This is a genomic window from Rhizobium sp. 'Codium 1', from assembly GCF_020889605.1.
GTDB classification, from domain to species: Bacteria; Pseudomonadota; Alphaproteobacteria; order Rhizobiales; family Rhizobiaceae; genus Allorhizobium; species Allorhizobium algae.
The window spans coordinates 129,873-153,067 of the sequence record NZ_JAJGPW010000007.1; the positions used below are offsets into that span (position 1 = coordinate 129,873).

A 23,195-nucleotide genomic window follows, 5' to 3' on the forward strand; every position below is an offset into this window, starting at 1 on the left:
TCCCTGGGAGGGCCGGTTGAGGATCGTCGGCTGGACAGGACCGCGCACCATCAGGCCACCGCCATCAGGTTGGCGAATTCTTCACGCAAGGTCTGCTCGTCAGCATCATCGGGCGCAACGAAAGCCGCTTCCACCGCATCCGCCCGCCTGCGCGCCTGGCCCGAAAGTTCGGATACGGCGGCGGCAACAGCCTTCATTTCGTCCATCTGGCCGTGGCAGTGCAGCACGACATCAAGCGCCGCTGCGATCCGCACTGCGCGTTCGCCGATCGTGCCCTCAAGCGCATTCATTGAGATATCGTCGGACATCAGCAAGCCCTCGAAGCCGATCGCCTTGCGCACGATCTCCTCGGTGACGATGCGCGAGGTCGAGGCCGGATGATCGGGGTCGATATCGGTATAGACGACATGGCAGCTCATGCCCATCAGCTCCTGTGCCAGCGCCCTGAAGGGCACGAAGTCATGCGCCTCGAGTGCGGCGCGCGGTACGGTGACGACGGGCAGTTCATGATGGCTGTCGGCCATGCCGCGACCATGGCCCGGGATATGCTTCAGGACCGGCAGCACGCCGCCGGCCTTCAGCCCGTCCGCTGCAGCCTGTCCCATCTTCGCGACCACATCTGGATCGTTGGAATAGGCGCGGTTGCCGATGACATTGCTGGCCCCTTCAATGGGCACGTCGAGTACGGGCAAGCAGTCGACATTGATGCCGAGGCGATAGAGATCGAAGGCATGCAGGCGTGACATCAGCCAGGCCGCCCGCAGGCCCTTCGCTTTGTCCTGGCCGTAAAGCGCGCCCAAATCGGCGCCCGAGGGATAACGCGGCGCAATCGGCTCGCGGATGCGCTGCACGCGACCGCCCTCCTGGTCGATCAGGACGGGCACGTGGTGTCCACCGCCAACCGTATCCCGCATCTCCGCAACCAGATCCTTCACCTGTTCGGCCTCGCCGATATTGCGACCGAAGAGGATGAATCCCCAGGGCTGCTCATCGCGATAAAAGGCCTTCTCGTCAGCGGTGAGACGCTGGCCGAGGCAACCGAGGATCATGGCTTTGGCGGAACGGGATTGTGCTGTCATGGGAAGACCATATCGAGGGGGAAGAAAAAGCCGAAGGGACCGGAAGGTGACCTCAGGCGCTCATACACAAGAAAAGAGGCGGAACACGCGGTTCCGCCTCTCGAATGCTCAGATAATCAGGCCTGTTCTCAGCGGGAGACGAGGCAGCTGCCGCCAGCGGCACGATATTGTTCGCACAGCGCCACGGCATCATCCTTGGAACCGGCCCCCACGCGCACCCGGTAAAAGGTGCCCTTGCCGGGAATGTCCGCCTGGCGGATTTCCCAGGGCTTGCCGCCCAGGATGTTGCCGAACTTGGACGACAGGTTGCGATAGCTCTTCTGCGCATCCGCTTCCGACGGCAGCGAGGCGATCTGGATGCCGAAACTGCCGGCGGGTGCAGCAGCGGCCGGCGCTGTGGCCGCCGGGGATGCCGCAGCCACTTCCGCGGGCGCTTCAGCAGGCGCTGGCGCAGCCGGTTGGGCCGATCGTACATTGCCCTGATCGGTGACGGTTCCCACGACATTGACCGGCTGGTCGGCCGGGCGGCTTGTCGGGATCGGGGCGCGCGGTGCGCTCGGATCGTTGGCAGTCGGTGCCGCGGCAACATCCGTGGCCGCCAATGTCTCCACCGTCTCCGGTGTCACGGCCGCCAGTTCGGTGGCTGCCTGCGCCGTTGCGGCAGGCACGGTTTGCGACGCAGCGGTCTCGGTCGGGCCACCCGGGGTCACGACGCGCGTATCGACGGTCCTGACGGTATCACCGCCATTGGAAGAAGGCACACTCGGCGGTGCGAGCACCGGCGTATCCGCCGTTGACTGCGATGGCGTTGCGGCGGCTGTCGGCTCCGCCGGCACTTCCTGTGCGACCAGCGTGCCATCCGGACGCACGATCATCGTGCGGACCCTGCGCGGGGTGATCGTCGCCGGATCTTCGGCGCTTGCCTGCGGAGGCTGGCCGTCGGGCAGCAGGCGCGGATCCTCGGTCTCGCCGACCGGCGTTGCCATGGCATCGTTCTCGCCTTCCAGCGGCAGCGATTCGGGGATCAGCGTGCGCTGCACCACGTCAACGGGCTCTTCTTCCGAGGAAATCAGGCTCGGCTGCTTGGGGTCTTCGACGCCACTTCCCGCCACACGATCATAGACCGCCTTGTCCTGGTTCGGAACGGACTTGCCGCCCGGATTCTCCGGCACCATTTTGACCGGCGTCTTGTCAGCGGCGATCACGACCGGCTCTCCACCGGACAGCGTGCCCACGGCACCGCTGCCGAGCCAGGCATAGAGTCCCCCCGCACCGGCAAGCAGCATCACGACCGCAGTTCCCGCCATCAGATAGGGCTTGACGCGGCGGAAGCGGAATCCCTGGCCTTCACCGGCGATGGTGATGTGGCCACGGCTCTCAGGCTCGAAGTGGCCAGAGGCCGACATGGTGCTGATGAGATCTTCTTCCAGCGCCTTTTCGAAGGCTTCGAAATCCTCGAGCGGTGGCTGTGCCGTTGCCTGCGGAGCCGTTGCGATCGGCGCAGCGGTCACGCGGCCTGCCGAGACCGGCTTCAGTTGCGGCGCTGCGGGCTCCTCGAAGAGTGTCGCAAGCTCGGCATCGATGTCGATGTCATAGTCCGGCTGAGCCGGTTGGGTCGCGCGTGCCTCCGCCACCGGCACATCCGGCACATCCATGCCGCTCAGGGTTTCGAGCAGGTCATCCTGTTCCGAAATCTCGGAAGGGTCGAAGCCGAAGCTGTCCTCGGTCGGCGCAGCAGGACGAAACGGCGACGATGTCGGAGCGGACGCCGGCGCATAGGTTTCAGCCGCAGGGCGGGTCACCGGCGCTGCGTATGACGACGAGACTGAAGCTGTCGGAGGAACGGCGAGAGCCGCCGCCGCCGGGGCAGCTGCGAAAGACGAGGCAACCATTGGCTCTGGACGGACGGCAGCCAGAGGCGCAGGAGCAGCGGCGAAAGCGGGTGCCGCCGTTGCGACGGCCGCGACGGTCGCAGGCGCGGGCTCAACCGCAGGCAATTCGGGCGCCACTTCGAGATCGGACAAGTCCAGCTCGATCTCATCCAGCTGCAGCTCGAACTCCTGGTCGGTGAAGGGATCGAAATCCTCCTCGGATACGGCGGGCGCTGCGGGCTGCTCGACCGGCTCCCTTACCTTGGCAGCGAGATGCGCATCCTCTTCGAAGGCGAGTTCATCGAGAAAGTCGAAGCCGAAGTCCAGCTCGTCATGCTGGACGCCCGCGACAGCATCCGTCGAAACCGGCGCAACTGGCCGCTCCATCTCGATTGCAAATGGGTCGAATTGCGGCGCAGGTGTCGGCGCCTCGGCCAATTCGGGAGCAGAAGACAATATGGCCGGAATGGGTTCGACCGGACCGGAGGCCCAATCGAAGCTCGCCTTGCCAAAGTCGAGATCGCCAAGCGGTCGTGACGCCTCAACGGCGGGTGCGCTCGGTGCCTCGAAGCTCGAAGCTTCGAATGCCGGCACAGTCGCGACCGGCGGCTCGGTCCGACGAACCGGCTGCGCGGCGAAATTGGCAAGCGGCAGGCGCAGGCGCGGCGGCTCGGGCTGAACCGGACGCGCTGGCGCGCCAAACGGCTCTGGGCGAATGTCGGCATCTGCGACCGCGAACTCCAGCTCATCGGCCAGATCAAAGGAAAGATCAGGCTCGACCACCTGCTCGGATCGCATTTCGTCGTGATCATATGCGGGAGCCGGATCTGCGACATAGCGATCGGCATCCGGCGCATAGGCGTCAGCTTGCGCAATGTGCGGAGCCTCGACCTCGACATGCTCTGGCACCAGACCAGAATCTGGCTCCGCATAGGCAACGGCCTGCGGCTCGAAACTCGGCTCTTCGCGATGGCGCGGTGTTTCGTAGGCTTCAACCGCGGAAGGGCGGGGCAGCACAGGCTCGGGCGCTTCGAGCTCAGGCGCATAGGAAGACGGCGCGGGAGAGGCTTCATAGCCCTCGAACTCGCGCATCAACTCGTCTTCCAGATTGAAGTCAGCCGAAGACATATCCGGCGCCTGCGGCAGCGCAACGACAGTTTCGCGCTTCAGAGGCTGATCGAACCCAACGATGCGGGCGAGCTCCGCCAGCGGATCATCATCCGCGAAACCATCGCCCTGCGATCGAATGCTGTTTGCAGCCTGCTTCTGTACCATACCCTGTTCCACTCACTCACGCGACTCAACGCCTGCCAGCGTAATGTGGGGAATTGGTGACGATACTATCGCATTTCGACCGGAGCTTCGGTGCCAGTAATGGCGAGTCCCGACTTCAACACGGAGGCGACAGCATGCACCAGCCCAAGCCTGGCGATGGTTAATTCTCTATGTTTATCGTTAACAAAGCGTAATTCGGGCGAATCCTTGCCCTTGTTCCAGTGAGCATGGAGCGAGCTTGCCAGATCATGCAGGTAAAATGCAAGTCGATGCGGCTCCTGGGACAATGCTGCTGCCTCGATGATTCTCGGATATTCGGCAAGCTTTGCAACCAGTGACAGTTCCGTTGGGTCCTGGATCTGTCCCATTACGGCACTGGCAAGGTCGAGTTTCTCGATATCGAGATCGGGCAAGGCTTCCTTTGCCTGGCGCATGATCGACATGCAACGCGCATGGGCGTACTGCACATAGAAGACCGGATTGTCCTTCGACTGCTCCGTCACCTTGGCAAAGTCGAAGTCGAGCGGCTCGGAATTCTTCCGGTAGAGCATCATGAAACGGACCGAATCGCGGCCGACTTCCTCGACCACTTCGCGCAGCGTGACAAAATCGCCTGAACGCTTCGACATCTTCACCGGCTCGCCGTCGCGGTAAAGCTTGACCAGCTGGCAAAGCAGGACGGTGAGCTTCGACTTGCCTTCCGACACGGCGCGGTTGACCGCCTCCAGCCGCTTCACATAGCCGCCATGGTCGGCACCCAGCACATAGATCATCTCGGTGAAGCCGCGATCGAACTTGTCCTTGAAATAGGCAACGTCGGCAGCGAAATAGGTGAAGCTACCATCCGACTTCATCAGCGGGCGGTCGATGTCGTCACCGACTTCGGTCGAGCGGAACAGCGTCTGCTCACGGTCTTCCCAATCTTCCGGCAACTGCCCCTTCGGCGGCGGCAGCTTGCCCTTGTAGACATGGCCCTTGAAGGTCAGATCATTGATGGCCGAGAGGATGCGGCCGCCGTTGCCGGCGTGCAGGGTGCGCTCGGAGAAGAAGACGTCGTGATGCACGTTCAGCGTGGCGAGATCCTCGCGGATCATGACCATCATTGCAGCGATGGCCTTGTCCTTGACGATATCGAGCATCTCCTCTTCCGGCATGGTGAGGAGCCTGGTGCCATATTCGTCGGCCAGGACCTTGCCAACCGGAACCAGATAGTCACCCGGGTAGAGACCTGCGGGGATCTCGCCGATGGTCTCGCCCAGGGCTTCCCGATAGCGCAGGAAGGCAGAACGGGCGAGGACCTCGATCTGAGCGCCGGCATCGTTGATGTAGTATTCCTTGGTGACCTCGTAACCCGCAAAACCGAGCAGGTTGGCCAGCGTGTCGCCGACAACGGCGCCACGGCAATGGCCGACATGCATCGGGCCGGTCGGATTGGCCGAGACATATTCAACATTGACCTTGTGGCCGGAACCCACGGAGGCACGACCGAAATCCGTGCCCTCACGGATCATGACCGCCAGCAGCCGCTGCCAATAGGCAACGGAGAGCCGGATGTTGATGAAACCGGGGCCAGCGACGCCGACTTCGGCGATATCCGGATCCTGCTTCAGCTTTTCGCCGATCAGGTCGGCCAGCGCGCGCGGGTTCATGCCCATGCCCTTGGCGAGCACCATCGCGGCATTGGTCGCGGCATCGCCATGGCTCGGATCGCGCGGCGGCTCCACGACGATGCGGCTGAAGTCGAGGCTGTCCCGCTTCTCGCGCACCGCCTCGATCTCGTCGAGCGCTGCTTTGATCCGGATTTCGAAATCGGCGAAAAGATTCATGGCGTGTCCCTGCGCGCCGGCGCTTCGCAACGGCGTTTCCTTAGAATTTCGTCGGGTGCCTATCGCAATTCGGGAGTCCGGTCAAACAACTCCCGATGCGTGCGCACCGCATAGGTATCCGTCATGCCGGCCAGATAGTCGCCGACATGGCGGGCCTTCTGCCCGTCATTGAGGCCCGAAATATGGTTCACCCAGAAGTGGCTCTTCATCAGCGTCGGGTCGGCCATGTAGGCATTGAAGAGATCGGTGACGATCTCGGCGGCGGCGGCCCGAATGCGCATGATGTCGGGGTGACGATAGATGCGACTGAACAGGAGCTTCTTGATCGCCTTGTCGGTCTCGGCCATCTGGTCGGAGAATGTGGCGATCGTCATCGAGGCCGCCCTGACATCCTCGACATTCTGGGGCGCCACCAGCTTCAGCCGCTCCTGCGCCACTCCGATCACATCCTCGACCATTCGCGTGATCTGCCGGCGCATGATCTCGTGGGTGAACCTGTCAGGGTCGAGATGCGGATAGCGGTCGCGCACCTCCTTCATCAGACCGGCGAGAAAGGGCACGTCCTCCAGCATGTCGAATGTGAGGTAACCGGAGCGCAGACCGTCATCGATATCATGGGTGTTGTAAGCAATGTCGTCGGCGATGGCCGCAACCTGGGCTTCGAGCCCGGCAAAGCTTTCCAGTTCCAGATCATGGATTTCACAATAGTCCAGGATCGGCTGCGGTACTGGTCCGCGTGTCCCCTGCCCGTCCTTGGTCTTCAATGGCCCATTGTGCTTGACCAGGCCTTCGAGCGCTTCCCAGGTGAGATTGAGCCCGTCGAAATCGGCATAGCGGCGCTCCAGCTTGGTAACGATGCGCAGCGACTGCGCATTGTGGTCGAAGCCGCCATAGGGTTCCAGCACCTCGTGCAACGCATCCTCGCCGGTGTGGCCGAAGGGTGTGTGGCCAAAATCGTGCACGAGCGCCACGCCTTCTGCCAGATCTTCATCGAGCTTCAGCGCACGAGCCAATGCTCGGGCAATCTGGGCAACTTCGATCGTGTGCGTCAGACGGGTGCGATAATGATCGCCGTCCGGCCCAATGAAGACCTGCGTCTTGTGCTTGAGGCGGCGAAAGGCGGTCGTGTGGACGATGCGGTCGCGGTCGCGCTGGAAATCGGACCGGGTGAGGCTGCCGCCCTCGGCAAAGAGCCGGCCACGGCTTTGCAGCGGATTGGTGGCGTAAATCGCCCGTTCGCCCGTGCCGAAACCCAGTGCTGATTGATCAATCGTCATGCCTGTGCCGCTTGCTCCCCATTGACGCAACTCTTGTGCCTTCATACCTATAGCGGACAAAGCCGCAAGGCGATGCGGGTTCCGAAGCGCCTTCAGCCCGCGTTGCCTTATCAAAAATCGCGCAATTGCGTGACAATGCGGTGATTTGCACCGAAGTGAACCGTTTTCACCGGGCCTTGAACCCGGCAGGAGGCAGAATGAGCACCGAAACAGTTACCCTTTCCGAAGCCGCAGCGAAGCGAATCGCGGCGATCGTCGCTGCCGATGCCGAGAAACAGGCGCTGCGCGTGTCTGTCGAAGGCGGCGGCTGTTCCGGCTTCTCCTACAAATTCGACCTCGACGGCCAACCGGCAGGCGACGACATCGTGATCAGCCGCGACGGCGCCACCGTTCTGATCGATCCGATGTCACTGATCTACATGGCCGGCTCCGAGATCGACTTCGTCGACAACCTGCTCGGCCAGTCGTTCCAGATCAAGAATCCCAATGCCGTGGCGAGCTGCGGCTGCGGCACCAGTTTCTCCGTGTGAGTGCATGATGAAAATTGCCACCTGGAACATCAACGGCGTCAAGGCACGCATCGAGAATCTGTGCCAGTGGCTGAAGGACAGCGATCCCGACATTGCCTGCCTGCAGGAGATCAAGTCGGTCGATGAAGGTTTTCCCCGCGGCGAGATCGAGGCGCTCGGCTATCACGTCGAGACGCACGGTCAGAAGGGTTTCAACGGCGTTGCCCTGCTCTCCAAGATCAAGCCGGACGAAGTCAATCGCGGCCTGCCGGGTGACGACACCGACGAACAGGCGCGCTTCATCGAGGGCGTGTTTTCGGTCGACGGCGGCGTCCTGCGTGTCTGCTCGCTCTATCTGCCGAACGGCAATCCGTCGGACGATCCGGTCAAATACCCCTACAAGCTCGCCTGGATGGCGAGACTGGAAGCCTTCGCGCGTGACCGCATGGCGCTTGAGGAACCACTCATCCTTGCCGGCGACTACAATGTCATTGCCGAGCCGCATGATGCGAAGGATGCCAGCCAGTGGGTGACCGACGCGCTCTTCCTGCCCCAAACGCGGGCGGCTTTCCGGCGGCTGGAGAATCTCGGCTTCGTCGATGCGGTGCGCGCCACCACTGACGAGACGCCGCTCTTCTCATTCTGGGACTATCAGGCCGGTGCCTGGCAGAAAAACAACGGCATCCGCATCGACCACCTGATGCTGTCGCCTGAGGCCTCCGACCGGCTGCGCTCGACGGCGATCGAAAAACATGTCCGGGCCTGGGAGAAACCCTCGGACCATGTGCCTGTTGTCGGTCACTTCGCTTTCTGACCTCAGAAAATCCAATCGCAGACAAGAAAATGGGCGCTGAGGCGCCCATTTTTTGATGTTCCTGCCAATGTCGTCGCGCGCCCTGCGCTCAGTCGCCCTGCGTGAAGACCTCAGGCGCCAGCGCCACGGCCACCCGGCGGTCGTCTTCGGTCGCGAGCGAAAAAGCCCGTTCCTGCAGATCCTGCATCCATGGACAATCCTTCTGGCTGCAGCGCTCCAGTGCGGCCGTCAGGAATGCGAGACCGCGAACGGTCTGACCTTCTTCGAACAAGACGTTGCCGAAGATCGACATGGCGCCGGCATGGCCGCCCTTGCGTGCCATGTTCAGCCACTTCTTCGCCTGCTGCACGTTCACACGACCGCCCTCGCCGGCCAGGATCATACGGGCCAGCTGGAACTGGGCTTCCGGCACTCCAAAGGTTGAAGCGACCTGGAAATAGATCTGCCGCGCCTGGGCGAGGTCCGCCCTCACGGGGCTGTCGGGAATACCCTGGCGATAATACCGGGCAAGCGACAGAAGCGCATTGACGAAGAAGCCGGTGTCCGCAGAACCGGGCTCGACGCCCTGGTTTGCGATCTCGGCATAAATCTTGAAGGCTTCGAAGTCGTTTTCGACGACACCGTCGCCGGCCTCATACATGTTGGCGAGCGCCCAGCGCGAGCCGGTATGGCCCTTTTCCGCGGCATAGCGATACGCCTCGACCGCCTCTTCCTTCTGGCCCTTCTTGTAGGCGTTGAAGCCGAACTTGAAGAGGTCGAATGGGCCGGATTCCTTGCTGACACCGGCGTTCATATCGAAGGCAAGCGCAGAGGGCCCGCTGGACAGCAACAAAGCTGCCGTCACAAGCACTACCGAAGATTTCCAGTCACGTAGCCGCATGGGTCCGCACAATTTCCAAGACATAATGGACATCAGATACACCGCCCCGCATTTGCGGCCGGTTCAACTGCGCCGGACTTCGAGATTGCACCACAGCGATGAACAGACGGTTCATGCCCGACCTTGTCGATGGCCTTGCCGCCCAGGCTCAATATTATTCTCTTCTGCATGGTCTGGAGACTAGACCGGATTTCCGGCAAGACCGGGGCGATCGCAAACGCCCCCTCCATTTCCTTTTCCAGACAGGCCGACCGCTCCCCAAGAACAGTCGAAGTCATTGCTATCAGCACCGAATTTTTGCCCCAGAGGCTCATGTTGAACTCTTAACGCCACCCACCGGAAACAGCCCCCGCCGTCTCTCGCAACACCGGTGCTCTTTGTTTGTGGCGGGAAATGGACAAATTCGGCGCGAGCGCGGCAGCCGAAGAAGGATAGATGCGCTGTTGCAGAATCATCACATTCCGGAAAGCTGAAATAGCGGTCGACGGCTTGAAACGAAAGAAGCCCGGACGAGCCGGGCTTCTGACACATTTTCCTCAGCGATGCTCAGAAGCGGACCTTGAGGGAGGTGGAAACTGCGGCCGCCAAGTCTGTGCCGAAGTCATAGGAGACGTCGTCGCCATAGGTGACGCCATCGACGGTAACTTCGCCCGAGCTGCCCGAGGTCAACAGGCTGAGAGCGCCAGCGACGCGGAACTCGACATTTTCTGACGGGCTATAGGATACGCCTGTGCCGAATGTCCAAACATCGGTCTGGCTGCCGAAGCCCTGCGCGGTACCGCGATCCCAGGTGACAGAGCCCGCAACGCTCCACTGTTCGTTCAGCTTGTGGCCGACACCACCGCTGATGGTCCAGCCGTCGCGATAGGCAAGCTCAAGTGCCGTCGCCTCGGAGGTCGTGCCGTTCACGTAGAACGGGATACGCTGCAACTGGCTCCAATCAGTCCACTTGACGGAACCGAAGGCGAGCCAATCTGGCGCGATGCCGGACTGAAGCTTGAACTCGACCGTATCAGGCATGACGGCCGAGCCGTACACGTCGGTCACTTTGCCGAAGAGCGGGTTGGTAAGGAAACCGGCGACAAAAGGAATTTCCGTCAGATCAAGTGTGCCGGTGATGTTGTTGAGCTTCACTTCACTGTTGTAAACGAGGCTCGCACGCAATGCATATTCTGTGATCTCATAGGCAACGCCCATTCGCCATCCGAAGCCGTCACCTTCGAGGTCCAGTCGTCCCACGCCTGACGTGGTCTGACCCAATGCCGTCAGTGTCTCGCTCGTAATGACCTGCCGCTCCTTGAAGCCTCCAACTTCCTGGTAGAACGCACCACCGAGAACGCGAAGCTGACCGGCACCGACATCGAACTTGTACGAACATGTCAGGGCATAATTGTCGCTATCGACCTTGGTCTCGATGTTATGCTGTGCACCAACCCAATCCGCGCCCGGATTCGTGTGCACACCCCAAGGCTGCGAATAGTCTGCAAGGCAGTCCACACCTTCGACCAGGCTTGCCTTGAAGCCAATCCGCGGCACGAAATAATTCTCGGTTTCCGTTGTACTGTCCGAGTAACCCTGTGCCGTCGTCATCGTGCTGTCAGAAGCATCTTCGTCGACGGCGTTCTCAAGCTTACGCTGCGGCGCAACATAGGTGACGCCGCTTTCGAACGTGTACTGGCCAGGATCGAACAGAAGATCGATGTTGTAGCCGCCACGTTCAAGACCGCTTGCCTGCGCGCCTCCCACGAATGCGCATGCTGCGATCAGCCCGAGGGCGGTTGTCTTCATCAAGTGGTTCGCCATGTCTCTCCCCAATTCCGGCAAAACTGTGATTTGCGATAGTAGACATGTGCGACAGAATGACAATCCGGTGATCGCCGTCACACCATTGTTCCATCACCGAAATTTTTACGTAACGTTTTTGACGCGCACGTAAAACATGCCACCGCTTGGATGTTTTTTTCGTACACACCCGGAAAATTTGATCCTGGGAAGAACATTATTCCAAGCAAGCGCAGTGGCGTTGCCGGAACGCAACAGGCTGGCCGATGATCGCAAAGGGCATATTTCAGGCAGTTGCATTCGCAATAATCTGAAGCGGTCCCCAGATGACCATGATATCGGCCAGAATCGTTATGCAGTGCAGCATTCTTCTGCCCGAACTCGCCCTTCGTCTGCAAAAGCGAAAGGCCGGATCGCAGACCCGGCCTTTAGAATTTCATTCTTGATGCGTAGCGGCTTACCCGGCCTCGACAACCCGCTTCAGGGCCGTCTCCAAGCTTGCCTTTTGCACCTCCAGCTCCTGGTGACGCTCGCGCTCCGCGGCGACGACATCGGGATTGGCATTGGCGACGAACTTTTCATTGTTCAGCTTGCCGGCGATACGGGCCATTTCCTGGTCGACCTTGGCAATCGCCTTTTCGATGCGGGCCTTTTCGGCGCCGAGATCGATCAGCGCGCCAAGCGGCAGGCAGGCGGTCGCCTCGCCGACGACGATCTGGGCGGCCCCCTTCGGGGCAAGATCAGCCACGGTGATCGCCTCGACGCGGGCGAGACGCTTGATCGATGCCTCGTGCCGGAGCAGCCGCTCCTGGGTGACGCCATTGGCGCCGACCACGACGAGCGGTGCTGTCGCACCCGGGGGCACGTTCATCTCGGAGCGCGCCGAGCGAATGCCGGTCACGAGGTCGATCAGCCAGTTGATGTCGGCTGCCGAATTCTCGTCGGAAAATTCCGGCGCCGGCCAGTCGGCATGGCAAAGCAGCAGGTCACGAGACGCGCCTTCGCCTGCCGTATGCGCCCAGAGTTCTTCGGTCATGAAAGGCATGAAGGGATGCAGGAGCTTGTAGATCTGCTCCAGCACATAGGCAGCGCAAGCCTGCGCTTCCTTCTTCGCCGTCTCGTCCTCGCCCATGAAGATGGGTTTCAGCAGTTCCAGATACCAATCGCAGAACTGATTCCAGACAAAGCGGTAAAGGCTGCTGGCCGCATCGTTGAAGCGGTAGCTTTCGATTGCTTCGGTCACTTCGCTCTCGGTGCGCGCCAGTTCCGTCAGGATCCAGCGGTTGATCGCCAGCGATGTCGTTTCCGGCAGGAAGGTCGGATCGGCCTTCACACCGTTCATCTCGGCGAAGCGGGTGGCATTCCACAGCTTTGTGCCGAAGTTTCGGTAGCCGGCGATGCGGGCCGGGTCGAGCTTCACGTCGCGGCCCTGGGCGGCCATGATCGCCAGCGTGAAACGCAGGGCGTCCGCGCCATATTCATCGATCAGTTCCAGCGGGTCGATGACGTTGCCCTTCGACTTCGACATCTTCTGGCCGGCCTTGTCGCGGACGAGCGCGTGGACATAGACCGTGTGGAAGGGCTCGACCGGATTGCCGTCCTCGTCCTTCATGAAGTGCAGGCCCATCATCATCATGCGGGCGACCCAGAAGAAGATGATGTCGAAGCCCGTGACCAGCACGTCGGTCTGGTAATATTTCGCCAGTTCCGGCGTATTCTCGGGCCAGCCGAGCGTCGAGAAGGGCCAGAGCGCCGATGAAAACCAGGTGTCGAGCACATCCTCGTCGCGGGTCAGGATCTCGCCGGGCTGGAAATTCTCGAGCTTCTCCTCAACCCAGGCCTTCCACGGACCCTCATGGGCGATGTAGTGCTGGATCGCCGAATGCAGCGCCTCTTCCTCGGTTTTCTCGACGAAGACCTGCCCATCAGGGCCATACCAGGCCGGAATCTGGTGGCCCCACCAGAGCTGGCGCGAAATGCACCAGGGCTCGATGTTTTCCATCCACTCGAAATAGGTCTTTTCCCAGTTCTTCGGGACAAAGTTGGTGCGGCCCTCGCGAACGGAAGCGATTGCCGGCTCGGCGAGCGTCTTTGCGTCAGCAAACCACTGGTCGGTCAGCATCGGCTCGATGACGACGCCGGAGCGGTCGCCGAAGGGCTGCATGATCTTCTTGCTCTCGACGAAGGGAATATCATTGCCCTCCCCGTCCTTGACGGTGACGGCGAGACCTTCTGCATTGATCGCATCGACGATGCGCTTGCGGGCCTCGTAGCGGTCGAGACCGCGATATTCCTCCGGCACCAGATTGATGTCGTCGACCTCAGCCTCATTCGGCAGCTGGCCGGACCTTGCGATCTCCAGGGCACGAGCGGCGTAGTCCGCGTAGTTCTCGCCGTCTTCGCGCATCTTCGCCTGGGTATCCATCAGGCGATAGAGCGGGATCTTGTTGCGGCGCGCGACCTGATAGTCGTTGAAGTCGTGCGCGCCGGTAATCTTGACGGCGCCCGAGCCGAACTTCGGATCCGGATATTCGTCGGTGATGATCGGGATCAGGCGGCGATGTTCCTTCGGGCCCACGGGGATCTCGCAGAGCTTGCCGACGATATCGGCATAACGCTCGTCCGAGGGGTGGACAGCCACCGCGCCGTCACCAAGCATGGTTTCGGGGCGCGTGGTCGCGATCGCGATATAGTTGCGCTCCTCCTGGAAGGTGACGTTGCCGTCCTCGTCCTTCTCGACATAGGTATAGGTCTCACCACCGGCGAGCGGGTACTTGAAGTGCCACATATGGCCTTCAACTTCCTTGTTCTCGACCTCGAGATCGGAAATCGCGGTTTCGAACTTGGGATCCCAGTTGACCAGCCGTTTGCCGCGATAGATCAGCCCTTCCTTGTAGAGCGTGACAAAAACCTCGAGCACGGCGGCCGAAAGGCCCTCATCCATGGTGAAGCGCTCGCGCGACCAGTCGCAGGAGGCGCCGAGACGTTTCAGCTGGTTGAAGATCAGGCCGCCCGATTCTTCCTTCCACTCCCAGACCTTCTCGATGAAGGCGTCGCGACCCATGTCACGGCGCGAGAGGTTCTGGCCGTTTTCAGCAAGCTTGCGCTCGACCACCATCTGGGTCGCGATGCCGGCATGGTCCATGCCCGGCTGCCACAGAACGTCCTTGCCGCGCATGCGCTCGAAGCGGACCATGATGTCCTGCAGCGTGTTGTTCAGCGCATGCCCCATGTGCAGCGAACCGGTCACGTTCGGCGGCGGGATCACGATGGTGAAGGTGTCCTCGCCCGGCTTCGCGTTGGCGCCGGCGCGGAAGGCATCCGCCTCCTCCCAGGCTTTCGCGATCTTCGGTTCGACGGCGGCTGAATCATAGGTCTTTTCGAGCATTTTCCGACCGGATATTCGAGTTCTGGATGTGGGTTGGTAAACAGGACTGGCAAAACCAAGTCAATAAAAAAGGCCGCTCTTGCGAGCGGCCCGTGATCCCTGAAGGGGCTACGGTCAGCGTCGCGGGCCGCGGGCGACGCGTTCGATCTCTTCGCGCACGAGGCGCTCCACCAGCGTCGGCAGGTTGTCGTCCAGCCAGTCTTTCAGCATGGGACGCAGCATTTCTTCCGCCATTTCATCGAGCGAGCGACGCTCGGTGCCGTCGAAGGCAGCAGCCAGTTCAGAGAAGGAACGTGAGACCTGCTCGACCGTTGCGGCCGAAACCAGCGCAGTCAGGTCGCGGGCTTCGCTTTCGGGTTCGGCGCGGGGCTCAAGTTCCGGCGCATCCATCGACATCTCCTCCTGTGCTTCGGACACCGGCTGCTCCGCGGCAGGTGCAGCACGCTCGACGCGCACCTCGACCGATGCAATGCGGGCCATCGACGCTTCCGGCGCTGCAAAAGACGTGTGTTCCTCCTCTGCCTGCGCGCGCAGCGCTGCAGGCGCCACAGGCTCGGCGGCGAAAGATGCGCGCAGATCGGGCTGACGGATTTCGGCGAGCCGCGCCGTCATCGAAGGTGCCTCGACAGGACGGGCATCACGGGCTTCTGCAGCCGGCTCACGACGCAAGGCTTCCGGCATGCCAGGCATTTCCGAACGGTTCAGGGCCTGAACGGGCCGCTCGATGCGTTCGGAGGCCGAGCGGACACGGGCCGCGAGATCGGCAAGCGACACACTCTTGGGCATGTCGTCGCCTTCGGCCTGCGGCGCTTCACGGCGTGGCTCGACTTCGACACGCGGGATTTCCCGGTCAAACATTGAAAAAGACGGACCGGCATCATTGGCCGCGACGAATTCGCCGCCATCATAACCCATGTCGGCGTCGTCGGCACCGTCCTCGTCCGTGAGATCAGACGCATCCTGCGACAGGCTTCCGCCATTCACCGGATCATTGCTTTCGATAATCCGGCGGATGGATGCCAGGATCTCTTCCATGGACGGTTCACGCGCTACGCTTGGCTGAGCCATACTAATCCCCGTTGTCCTCAGAAACTGTCGACCGGGCAGATTGCTGCCGAGCCGATTCGCGCTCACCCTAGGATACGCACTTGCCGAAAAAAATCACGCCTGCTGCAGGAATTGTCGTGATGCACAGTTTTGTTTGGCCATCACGAAAAGGCCCGCACGCGGCGGGCCTTTGAATACGGTCGTCCGGATCACGTCTCAGAAGACGAATTCGGCAGCCTTGCGGAAGCCGGGCAGCGGCTTCACGGCGGCATTGAAATATTCGGTATAGGAGGTCATGCCGCCATTCTTGACATAGAGGCGGGCGCGGGCCGCATTGCCATAGCCAACGACGGCGACCAGACGGCCGCCTTCACGCAACTGCGACAGGATCGCTTCCGGCAGTTCCTCGACGGCACCGTTGACGAAGATCACGTCGTATGGGGCTTCTGCGGCATAACCGTCTTCGAGCCTGCCCGAAACGACGGCGATATTGTCGTAGCCGAGTTCGGAGAGCTTTTCGGTCGCCTTGGTGACCAGCGCCTCGTCGCTTTCGGTCGCAACGACCGAGCCAGCCAGAAGCGACAGGATGGCGGCGGCATAACCCGCACCACAACCGATCTCCAGCACAAGGTCATCTTTGGTGATGGCGGCGAGTTGCAGGAGCTTGGCGAGCGGCGACGCCTCCATGATGTAGCGGGCCGGGCTGCCATCCCGGGCCGGACAGACCTGCGTGTCCTCATCGATATAAGCGAGCGGCTTCAGCTCGGCCGGAACGAAGGCTTCGCGCGGCACCGTGAGGAAGGCGTTCAGGACGGAATGGGATGTGACATCCGTGGTCCTGATCTGATTGTCCACCATCTTGGTGCGTGCTGCTGCGTAATCCATCATCTTATTCGCGCCCCGTGTCGACCGGCCATAGCGGCTACTTGCCCCCGTGTCTTTAATTGCAGGCCGGGACGCTTTCAAGCGGCTCTTCCCCTCGCACACGAGAATATCGCGGTTGCAGCATATTGCGCGCCCTCACCTTGAGAGCGAAACGCAGGTGCATGCGCGAAGGCGCCACAGCGCGCGACCGCCTGAAATGCCGGAAAACCTGAAAGATGTTGAAGGTTCGGATGGAGGCCTCGCCCGGAATTGAACCGGGGTACAAGGATTTGCAGTCCTCTGCGTCACCACTCCGCCACGAGGCCATCCGAGTATAAAAGTGCGTGTGGTGGGCGGCATTTAGAACGGATCGAGAAAGAGCGCAAGGGGAATTTCTGCGAATTTTGATGCCTCCCGGCGGACCGCCCTTGCCTATCTCATGAAGGCATCAGGCGTCCTGCGTCGACCACCTACGACGATCGAGAAGCCGTGTCGCCGCCATGACGGTCGCCGCATCTGCAAGACGCACCGGATCGGTCACACCGGCGGTGTAGAGACGGATGACCGCCCGGCCGACGGCCTCACGGTGACCGTCGTCGATCATGATTCGATCCGGCTTCGGAGCCATCGCCCGCATCGCGCCCTCCATGATGTGGAAATCCGCGGGCGTCAGGATCATCATGAGTTCGGGTGGGTTGCACATCTCGACCAGTCCTTGGCTCAGCGCCGGAACCGACCACGGCAATCGCAGTTCGGTCTCCCGGCTCAGTCCGCCCATAATAGTCGGACGCAAGATGCGGGGTCATTTCACTAAGACATGTGCCCAGGGGTAAAAGCCGGACCGGCCTGTGACGTCAGGCGTCAAGGTCGCTGCGCGACCCCTTGTTGCGCCGATGCCACCAGATGGCCACACGCCTGCGCCTGCGTCGCACGAAAGACAGGTCATGCGACAGGACCACGAGGCCGACCGGCACCATCCAGAAACCGAGGATCGGCAAGAAACCGAGGAAACCGCCGCCCACCAGCGCCGTTCCGGTCGCGATCCTGCCGCCCCGGGAGCGGGGCACAGGGATCTCCAAACGGCCGAGGACAAGCCGGCCCCGCGCCTGGTCGAGACGATAGCGTCTTTGCGGCAAAGGTTGAAACTCCCGGTTTTTCGGGCTTTCCGGCCCTGTTTCGACCCTTAAAGAGATGGTGAACCCACAAATAAAAACAAGCGCATGACATTTTTTTTGAAAAACCGCTTGGCAAACGAGGCGAGCATCAGTATTACCCCGCTCACACCGCGCCAAGCGGCTGTTCCCTGGTAGCTCAGCGGTAGAGCATTCGACTGTTAATCGACAGGTCGCCGGTTCGAATCCGGCCCGGGGAGCCATTTCTTTCAAAGGCCCGCGCCTCAACAAGGCGGCGGGCCTTTTGCTTTCTGGCCAGAAGCCCGGCATTGGCGCCCGTCATCTCGCGGGCCTGATCTCACCACCCTGAATTGTTCAACACCGGGGAAACTTCCTCTTCACCTTTGGCTGCTATTTGCCTGCCCTATCGAAATGGCATGCAAGGAGGACGGCCGATGTGGCTCGAGCTTCACGACGGGGACGGCTTTCCCTTCCACGTCAACATGGACAATGTGGTGGATTTCCGCTGGTACGAGCGGGAAGGCTACACATGCCTGCTGACAACCGCCCCGGTCGCCGAAAAGCTGCATCGTCTCTATGTCCGCGAGAATGCCCAGCAGATCCTCGCCATGATCCGGGCAGAACAGGCACGCCGCACGGCCGCCGGGCGCCCCGCCGCCTGACGCCCCGCCGCCTGACGCGGGCGTTCACCCGAATTCACAACAGATTCGTGATTGCGGCATGATCCCTTCGCCGCTGGTCTTCGTATGGCAGACAAAGCCAACAAAGAAGACATTGCATGCCCCATACTTCCGCCAAGACGCTCATTCTCTGGTTCCGCAAGGATCTCAGGCTTTCTGATCATGCAGCCCTAGCGACGGCCGCGGATGAAGGTTTCCGCATCCTTCCTCTCTATATCCGCGAGCCCGAGGAGGCTGGAACCGGGCCGCTCGGCGCAGCACAAGGCTGGTGGCTGCACCATTCGCTGACGGCGCTTGGCCAGGCGATCGACGCGCTCGGATCGCGCCTCATCCTGCGCAGCGGTCCGGCCGAGCGTGTGCTGACCGACCTGATTTCCGAGACAGATGCCTCCGCCGTCTTCTGGAACCGGCGCTACGATCCGCCCGGCATCGCCATCGACAAGGCCCTGAAGGCAAAGCTGATCGATAACGGCATCGAGGTGCGCACCTTTGCCGGCCAGATCCTGCACGAGCCAACCAAGCTGAAGACCGGGGCCGGCGGCCATTTCCGCGTCTACACACCGTTCTGGAAGGCGCTGGACGGCTCCGGCGAACCAGCCGAGCCGATCCCATCCCCCAAGTCCCTGCCCGCGCCCGAGCACTGGCCGACAAGCGACTCGCTTGAGGATTGGAGCCTGCTGCCAACGAAACCGAACTGGGCCAAAGGCTTCGAATCCGAATGGCAGCCGGGCGAAGCCGGCGCACAGGAACGCCTCGCGGACTTCGTCGAGACAGGGCTTAAGGGCTATCGCACCCGCCGCGACTTTCCCGGCGAGGCGCATGTCTCGATGCTGTCGCCGCACTTGGCTCTCGGCGAAATCTCGCCTGCATCCGTCTGGCACGCAACGCGCGGACTTTCCGACGACTATTCCAGCGAAGATTACATCCATTTCCGCAAGGAGGTGGTCTGGCGCGACTTCTCCTACCATCTGCTCTTCCATTTCCCCGATCTGGCGGTGAAGAACTGGAACGACAAGTTTGATGCCTTTCCCTGGCGCGTCGCGCCGGACCTTTTGGAGAAGTGGCAGCGCGGCCAGACCGGCTATCCGATGGTCGATGCCGGCATGCGGCAGCTCTGGCAGACCGGCTGGATGCATAATCGCGTGCGCATGATCACCGCTTCCTTCCTGATCAAGGATCTGCTCATCGATTGGCGCGAAGGCGAGCGCTGGTTCCGCGACACGCTTGTCGATGCCGACCCGGCATCGAATGCCGCCAGCTGGCAATGGGTCGCCGGCTCCGGCGCCGACGCCGCCCCCTTCTTTCGCATCTTCAACCCCACCACCCAGGGCGAGAAATTCGACCCCGACGGCACATATGTCCGCCGCTTCGTGCCGGAGCTGAAGGACATGCCGGACAAGTTCATCCACCGGCCGTTCGACGCGCCGCTTCTGGTGCTGAAGGAAGCGGGGGTGAGCCTCGGCAAGACCTATCCCAAGCCGATCGTCGATCACGGCAAGGCCAGGGATACGGCGATGTCGGCGTTTCAAGGGTTGAAGACGGAGTGAGGGCGGGCGCGCGCAGACTTGTTCAGCCTTATTGCGCGTTCATCTAAGATATCGCGCCAACAAACCGGTACTGTTTTCTATAGACGGACATCTCGCTGAAAGTCCAAGCTATACAGGGTTTCTTCGATATGGAGCTGATCGGCATATCGCTTGTTGGTCGGCTTTAGGCGGCCTTGAACATTATCGAGCCATCCTAGCACCTTTTCCACCCTCCCCTCGGTCGCAGGCTCGTCCGTGATCGACAGCGTAATCGCATTGAGCCTATAGCCGAGCCCGAATGTAGCAGCGAGATCGCCGGGATTGACGCGGCGCACCGAGGCCGGGTCGTTTATGTCATCGAACGTGACCAGTAGCGGATAGTGCTTGCGCGGCACGTCGCGGGACTGCCCGTCGCTCGCCACCATCCGGTCGAGGTAAGGAAACATCTCCTCCTTCAGCATCGCCTTTCCCTCAAGTTCCGGGAAAAAGGCGGTATAGGCCGTCCACTCACTATAGCCCTGCAGCAACGCGAAGAGATAACGGCCCTCGCCGAGATCGACTACGACCGCCTCGCCGGAAACGCCGCCACGCTGCATACCGGCCGCATCGCCCACGCCGGTCCATTTGGGCGGAAACTCGATCCGCGCCGAGGTGACCGCGCTGCCGACCTTCATGCCCTCTGGCGTCATGACCGACACCGTGAGTTTCTGATGCCATTGCCATTCCGGAAAATCGAAAAGCAGATCGCAGCCGGCGATCGGCAGAAACACGGCCAAAGCCACGAGAACCCTCAGCATCCTCTCTCCGCACAACCTTGAGCCGCATCAGCAGCAGACTTCCCGGTCAGGCGTGAAAATCCGGTGAAGAGAATGCTTAAACTTGTAACGATCGGCAGAGGATTCGGGCCTCGCTTGCCCGATGCACAGCCCAGCATTAAGTTGACCACATCCAGTTATTTTCGGAGGCGAGCATGTCGAGCATGAGCATTGCCGATGCCAAGGCCGGATTCGCCGGTCTGGTGGACGCCGCCGCCAACGGTGCCTTCATTACCATCACTCGCCACGGCGAGCCCGTCGCTATGCTGGTCAGCGTCGACGCCGGAGAGGCGGCAAAAAGGGTGATGACAAAGCCGAGACCGAATTTCGGCGAGTTCCTGATGTCCTATCCAGGCCCCGCCGATATCGGATCCACAGCGATTGACCCGAAGTTCACAACCTAACCCCTCCCCGAACGCATTTTCCCTCCCCTTGGGCCACCGCGAAAAGCCATTCCTTGCCAATTGCTGGCTCCGGGCGGAAAAGACCCGTTCATTCCCGCGCGGACCGCCGCCCGCACAATCTTGTCCAGAAGGACAAAATCTCTCACGAGGGCGGTTTTCTTCCCCGCGCATTTGGTTCTAGTGTCCGCGTCAGACAAAAAAGGCAGACATCATGGCATTTCATCCCTCCGTGCTCGAGGCGATCGGCAATACGCCGCTCATCCGGCTGAAAGGCGCCTCCCAGGCGACCGGCTGCAGCATTCTCGGCAAGGCCGAATTCCTCAATCCGGGCCAGTCGGTCAAGGATCGCGCAGCCCTCTTCATCATCCGTGACGCCGAGCGGCGCGGGCTTCTGCGCCCCGGCGGCGTGATCGTCGAGGGCACGGCCGGCAATACCGGCATCGGACTGACGCTGGTTGCCAAGGCGCTGGGCTATCGCACCGTGATCGTCATTCCCGAGACCCAGAGCCAGGAAAAGAAGGACGCGCTGAAACTGCTCGGCGCCGAACTCGTCGAAGTCCCGGCAGTGCCCTACAAGAACCCGAACAATTACGTGAAGATCTCCGGCCGTCTGGCGGCCCAACTCGCCAAGACCGAGCCGAATGGTGCCATCTGGGCAAACCAGTTCGACAACACCGTCAATCGCGACGCGCATATCGAAACGACGGCGAAGGAAATCTTCGAGCAGACCGGCGGCGCCGTCGACGGCTTCATCTGCGCGGTCGGCTCGGGCGGCACGCTTGCCGGCACCGGGATCGGACTTCGCAACAGGAAGCCCGGCGTCAAGATCGGCATTGCCGATCCGGAAGGCGCCGCCCTCTTCGAATATTACAAGAACGGTGAATTGAAGTCCTCGGGCTCCTCGATCACCGAGGGCATCGGCCAGGGCCGCATCACGGCAAACCTCGAAGGCTTCAAGCCCGATTTCGCCTATCAGATCCCCGATTCCGAAGCGCTCGACATCGTCTTCGATCTCGTCGAAAACGAGGGCCTCTGCCTCGGCGGCTCCTCGGGCATCAACATTGCGGGCGCCATCCGGCTTGCCAGGGAACTCGGCCCCGGCCACACGATCGTGACGATCCTCTGCGACTACGGCAACCGCTACCAGTCCAAACTGTTCAACCCGGATTTCCTGCGCTCGAAGAACCTGCCAATCCCGGCCTGGCTCGAAAAGCGCGCCGATTTCGACCTGCCCTTCGAGACCGTCTGATCTCCGCATCCATCCGAAAGCATTGTCATGACCACCATCGCCCTCTACCGCGACGATTTCTATCTCTCGACGGCGGAGGCGGTGGTGACCGCAGTGCATGAGGACGGCGCCGTCGAACTCGACCAGACCTGCTTCTATGCCGCATCCGGCGGCCAGCCCGGCGATACCGGCTTCGTTGAGCGCGCAGACGGCAGCCGCATCCAGCTGTCAGAGACCCGCCACGGCACCGCCAAACATGTCATCCTGCACCGCCCTCTGGAAGGCGAGCCGCTGCCCTCGGTTGGCGAGAAACTTGTGCTGCATGTCGACTGGACGCGCCGTTACAAGCTGATGCGCATGCACACAGCCTGCCACCTGCTCTCCGTCGTCTGCCCCTATCCGATCACCGGAGCTGCCGTCGGCGAAGAGGAAAGCCGGGTGGATTTCGACATGGGCGAAACGATCGACAAGGATCAGGTGACGGCGGACCTGATGAAACTCGTCGGGGAAAACCATCCGATCACTCTTCAGTGGATCACCGACGACGAGCTGGCCACCAATCCCGGCATCGTCAAGTCGAAGAATGTCCGCCCACCTGTCGGCCTCGGCCGTGTCTCCCTCGTTTGCATCGGCGAGAACTCCGGCGTTGACAGTCAGCCCTGCGGGGGCACACATGTTTCCGAGACCCAGGAGGTCGGTGCGATTCATATCGCCAAGATTGAAAAGAAGGGCAAGGAGAACCGCCGGTTCCGCATTCGCTTCGGAGCCCCGGACGCCTGAGCTCTAGGAACGTTACG

The 23,195-nt window shown here is 61.4% G+C and carries 20 protein-coding genes and 2 tRNA genes; 8 read left to right on the top strand and 14 right to left on the bottom strand.

Annotation, left to right across the window (positions count from 1 at the left end):
- Positions 1–50: 50 nt before the first annotated feature.
- The 4 genes from nagZ to LJE98_RS16890 all read right to left on the bottom strand — a co-directional run bounded on the left by nagZ (position 51) and on the right by LJE98_RS16890 (position 7,328).
- A complete protein-coding gene (nagZ, locus tag LJE98_RS16875; protein ID WP_229576380.1) occupies positions 51–1,079 on the bottom strand; it encodes a beta-N-acetylhexosaminidase in 1,029 nt (342 codons plus the stop codon).
- A 128-nt stretch (positions 1,080–1,207) separates the two neighbouring features.
- Positions 1,208–4,225, bottom strand: a complete 3,018-nt coding sequence (locus LJE98_RS16880; protein WP_229576381.1) for an SPOR domain-containing protein — start codon at positions 4,223–4,225, stop codon at positions 1,208–1,210.
- 65 nt (positions 4,226–4,290) lie between these two features.
- Positions 4,291–6,051, bottom strand: a complete 1,761-nt coding sequence (argS, locus tag LJE98_RS16885) for an arginine--tRNA ligase (protein WP_229576382.1) — start codon at positions 6,049–6,051, stop codon at positions 4,291–4,293.
- Between the two features lie 59 nt (positions 6,052–6,110).
- Entirely contained in the window at positions 6,111–7,328 is a 1,218-nt protein-coding gene (locus LJE98_RS16890; RefSeq protein WP_229576383.1) for a deoxyguanosinetriphosphate triphosphohydrolase, read from the bottom strand.
- 197 nt (positions 7,329–7,525) lie between these two features.
- Between LJE98_RS16890 and erpA the strand changes: the two genes are divergently transcribed.
- Both erpA and xth read left to right on the top strand, forming a co-directional pair.
- Positions 7,526–7,858, top strand: coding sequence for an iron-sulfur cluster insertion protein ErpA (gene erpA, locus LJE98_RS16895; protein ID WP_229576384.1), 333 nt, complete (start codon positions 7,526–7,528; stop codon positions 7,856–7,858).
- A 7-nt stretch (positions 7,859–7,865) separates the two neighbouring features.
- Complete coding sequence (gene xth / locus LJE98_RS16900) at positions 7,866–8,651, top strand: exodeoxyribonuclease III (RefSeq protein ID WP_229576385.1); 786 nt, start codon at positions 7,866–7,868, stop codon at positions 8,649–8,651.
- A gap of 88 nt (positions 8,652–8,739) precedes the next feature.
- Here xth and exoR read toward each other — a convergent pair whose 3' ends face one another.
- The 9 genes from exoR to LJE98_RS16945 all read right to left on the bottom strand — a co-directional run bounded on the left by exoR (position 8,740) and on the right by LJE98_RS16945 (position 17,748).
- Complete coding sequence (exoR, locus tag LJE98_RS16905) at positions 8,740–9,531, bottom strand: exopolysaccharide production regulator ExoR (protein ID WP_280640731.1); 792 nt, start codon at positions 9,529–9,531, stop codon at positions 8,740–8,742.
- A 32-nt stretch (positions 9,532–9,563) separates the two neighbouring features.
- A complete protein-coding gene (locus LJE98_RS16910; protein WP_229576386.1) occupies positions 9,564–9,845 on the bottom strand; it encodes a hypothetical protein in 282 nt (93 codons plus the stop codon).
- Between the two features lie 232 nt (positions 9,846–10,077).
- On the bottom strand, positions 10,078–11,334 hold the full coding sequence (locus LJE98_RS16915; RefSeq protein WP_420710164.1) for an OmpP1/FadL family transporter: 1,257 nt from the start codon (positions 11,332–11,334) through the stop codon (positions 10,078–10,080).
- A gap of 436 nt (positions 11,335–11,770) precedes the next feature.
- The gene (locus tag LJE98_RS16920) at positions 11,771–14,701 is read right to left on the bottom strand and encodes a valine--tRNA ligase (RefSeq protein ID WP_229576387.1); all 2,931 of its coding nucleotides are present in this window, start codon (positions 14,699–14,701) and stop codon (positions 11,771–11,773) included.
- A 114-nt stretch (positions 14,702–14,815) separates the two neighbouring features.
- Entirely contained in the window at positions 14,816–15,769 is a 954-nt protein-coding gene (locus tag LJE98_RS16925) for a DUF2497 domain-containing protein (RefSeq protein WP_229576388.1), read from the bottom strand.
- Positions 15,770–15,964: 195 nt separating this feature from the next.
- Positions 15,965–16,636: a protein-L-isoaspartate O-methyltransferase family protein gene (locus LJE98_RS16930; RefSeq protein WP_229576389.1), complete on the bottom strand. Its 672-nt coding sequence runs from the start codon at positions 16,634–16,636 to the stop codon at positions 15,965–15,967.
- A 228-nt stretch (positions 16,637–16,864) separates the two neighbouring features.
- Positions 16,865–16,938, bottom strand: a tRNA-Cys gene (locus LJE98_RS16935).
- Between the two features lie 122 nt (positions 16,939–17,060).
- Positions 17,061–17,405, bottom strand: coding sequence for a hypothetical protein (locus tag LJE98_RS16940; protein WP_229576390.1), 345 nt, complete (start codon positions 17,403–17,405; stop codon positions 17,061–17,063).
- A 61-nt stretch (positions 17,406–17,466) separates the two neighbouring features.
- Positions 17,467–17,748: a hypothetical protein gene (locus LJE98_RS16945; RefSeq protein ID WP_229576391.1), complete on the bottom strand. Its 282-nt coding sequence runs from the start codon at positions 17,746–17,748 to the stop codon at positions 17,467–17,469.
- Positions 17,749–17,912: 164 nt separating this feature from the next.
- On the opposite strand from LJE98_RS16945, the gene LJE98_RS16950 reads away from it, so the two are divergent.
- From LJE98_RS16950 to LJE98_RS16960, 3 genes are all read left to right on the top strand, one after another.
- Positions 17,913–17,987: transfer RNA gene (locus LJE98_RS16950), tRNA-Asn, on the top strand.
- A 192-nt stretch (positions 17,988–18,179) separates the two neighbouring features.
- On the top strand, positions 18,180–18,407 hold the full coding sequence (locus LJE98_RS16955; protein ID WP_229576392.1) for a hypothetical protein: 228 nt from the start codon (positions 18,180–18,182) through the stop codon (positions 18,405–18,407).
- 116 nt (positions 18,408–18,523) lie between these two features.
- The gene (locus tag LJE98_RS16960; RefSeq protein ID WP_229576393.1) at positions 18,524–19,972 is read left to right on the top strand and encodes a cryptochrome/photolyase family protein; all 1,449 of its coding nucleotides are present in this window, start codon (positions 18,524–18,526) and stop codon (positions 19,970–19,972) included.
- Positions 19,973–20,049: 77 nt separating this feature from the next.
- Here the strand turns inward: LJE98_RS16960 and LJE98_RS16965 are convergent, their stop codons facing one another.
- Positions 20,050–20,748 carry a hypothetical protein gene (locus tag LJE98_RS16965; RefSeq protein ID WP_229576394.1) on the bottom strand — a complete coding sequence of 233 codons (699 nt, stop codon included), beginning with the start codon at positions 20,746–20,748 and terminating at the stop codon, positions 20,050–20,052.
- Between the two features lie 182 nt (positions 20,749–20,930).
- Here LJE98_RS16965 and LJE98_RS16970 point away from each other — a divergent pair, with 182 nt between their 5' ends.
- The 3 genes from LJE98_RS16970 to LJE98_RS16980 all read left to right on the top strand — a co-directional run bounded on the left by LJE98_RS16970 (position 20,931) and on the right by LJE98_RS16980 (position 23,178).
- Positions 20,931–21,170 (top strand): type II toxin-antitoxin system prevent-host-death family antitoxin, encoded by a 240-nt coding sequence (locus tag LJE98_RS16970; protein ID WP_229576395.1) that lies wholly within the window; start codon positions 20,931–20,933, stop codon positions 21,168–21,170.
- 211 nt (positions 21,171–21,381) lie between these two features.
- A complete protein-coding gene (locus tag LJE98_RS16975; protein WP_229576396.1) occupies positions 21,382–22,419 on the top strand; it encodes a cysteine synthase A in 1,038 nt (345 codons plus the stop codon).
- Positions 22,420–22,446: 27 nt separating this feature from the next.
- Entirely contained in the window at positions 22,447–23,178 is a 732-nt protein-coding gene (locus LJE98_RS16980; protein ID WP_229576397.1) for an alanyl-tRNA editing protein, read from the top strand.
- Positions 23,179–23,195: the final 17 nt, after the last annotated feature.

Excerpts from the sequence above, each read along its gene's own strand:
- nagZ (WP_229576380.1), bottom strand. The coding sequence starts at position 1,079 with ATGACAGCACAATCCCGTTCCGCCAAAGCCATGATCCTCGGTTGCCTC.
- LJE98_RS16880 (WP_229576381.1), bottom strand. The coding sequence starts at position 4,225 with ATGGTACAGAAGCAGGCTGCAAACAGCATTCGATCGCAGGGCGATGGT.
- argS (WP_229576382.1), bottom strand. The coding sequence starts at position 6,051 with ATGAATCTTTTCGCCGATTTCGAAATCCGGATCAAAGCAGCGCTCGAC.
- LJE98_RS16890 (WP_229576383.1), bottom strand. The coding sequence starts at position 7,328 with ATGACGATTGATCAATCAGCACTGGGTTTCGGCACGGGCGAACGGGCG.
- erpA (WP_229576384.1), top strand. The coding sequence starts at position 7,526 with ATGAGCACCGAAACAGTTACCCTTTCCGAAGCCGCAGCGAAGCGAATC.
- xth (WP_229576385.1), top strand. The coding sequence starts at position 7,866 with ATGAAAATTGCCACCTGGAACATCAACGGCGTCAAGGCACGCATCGAG.
- exoR (WP_280640731.1), bottom strand. The coding sequence starts at position 9,531 with ATGCGGCTACGTGACTGGAAATCTTCGGTAGTGCTTGTGACGGCAGCT.
- LJE98_RS16910 (WP_229576386.1), bottom strand. The coding sequence starts at position 9,845 with ATGAGCCTCTGGGGCAAAAATTCGGTGCTGATAGCAATGACTTCGACT.
- LJE98_RS16915 (WP_420710164.1), bottom strand. The coding sequence starts at position 11,334 with ATGGCGAACCACTTGATGAAGACAACCGCCCTCGGGCTGATCGCAGCA.
- LJE98_RS16920 (WP_229576387.1), bottom strand. The coding sequence starts at position 14,701 with ATGCTCGAAAAGACCTATGATTCAGCCGCCGTCGAACCGAAGATCGCG.
- LJE98_RS16925 (WP_229576388.1), bottom strand. The coding sequence starts at position 15,769 with ATGGCTCAGCCAAGCGTAGCGCGTGAACCGTCCATGGAAGAGATCCTG.
- LJE98_RS16930 (WP_229576389.1), bottom strand. The coding sequence starts at position 16,636 with ATGATGGATTACGCAGCAGCACGCACCAAGATGGTGGACAATCAGATC.
- LJE98_RS16955 (WP_229576392.1), top strand. The coding sequence starts at position 18,180 with ATGTGGCTCGAGCTTCACGACGGGGACGGCTTTCCCTTCCACGTCAAC.
- LJE98_RS16960 (WP_229576393.1), top strand. The coding sequence starts at position 18,524 with ATGCCCCATACTTCCGCCAAGACGCTCATTCTCTGGTTCCGCAAGGAT.
- LJE98_RS16965 (WP_229576394.1), bottom strand. The coding sequence starts at position 20,748 with ATGCTGAGGGTTCTCGTGGCTTTGGCCGTGTTTCTGCCGATCGCCGGC.
- LJE98_RS16970 (WP_229576395.1), top strand. The coding sequence starts at position 20,931 with ATGAGCATTGCCGATGCCAAGGCCGGATTCGCCGGTCTGGTGGACGCC.
- LJE98_RS16975 (WP_229576396.1), top strand. The coding sequence starts at position 21,382 with ATGGCATTTCATCCCTCCGTGCTCGAGGCGATCGGCAATACGCCGCTC.
- LJE98_RS16980 (WP_229576397.1), top strand. The coding sequence starts at position 22,447 with ATGACCACCATCGCCCTCTACCGCGACGATTTCTATCTCTCGACGGCG.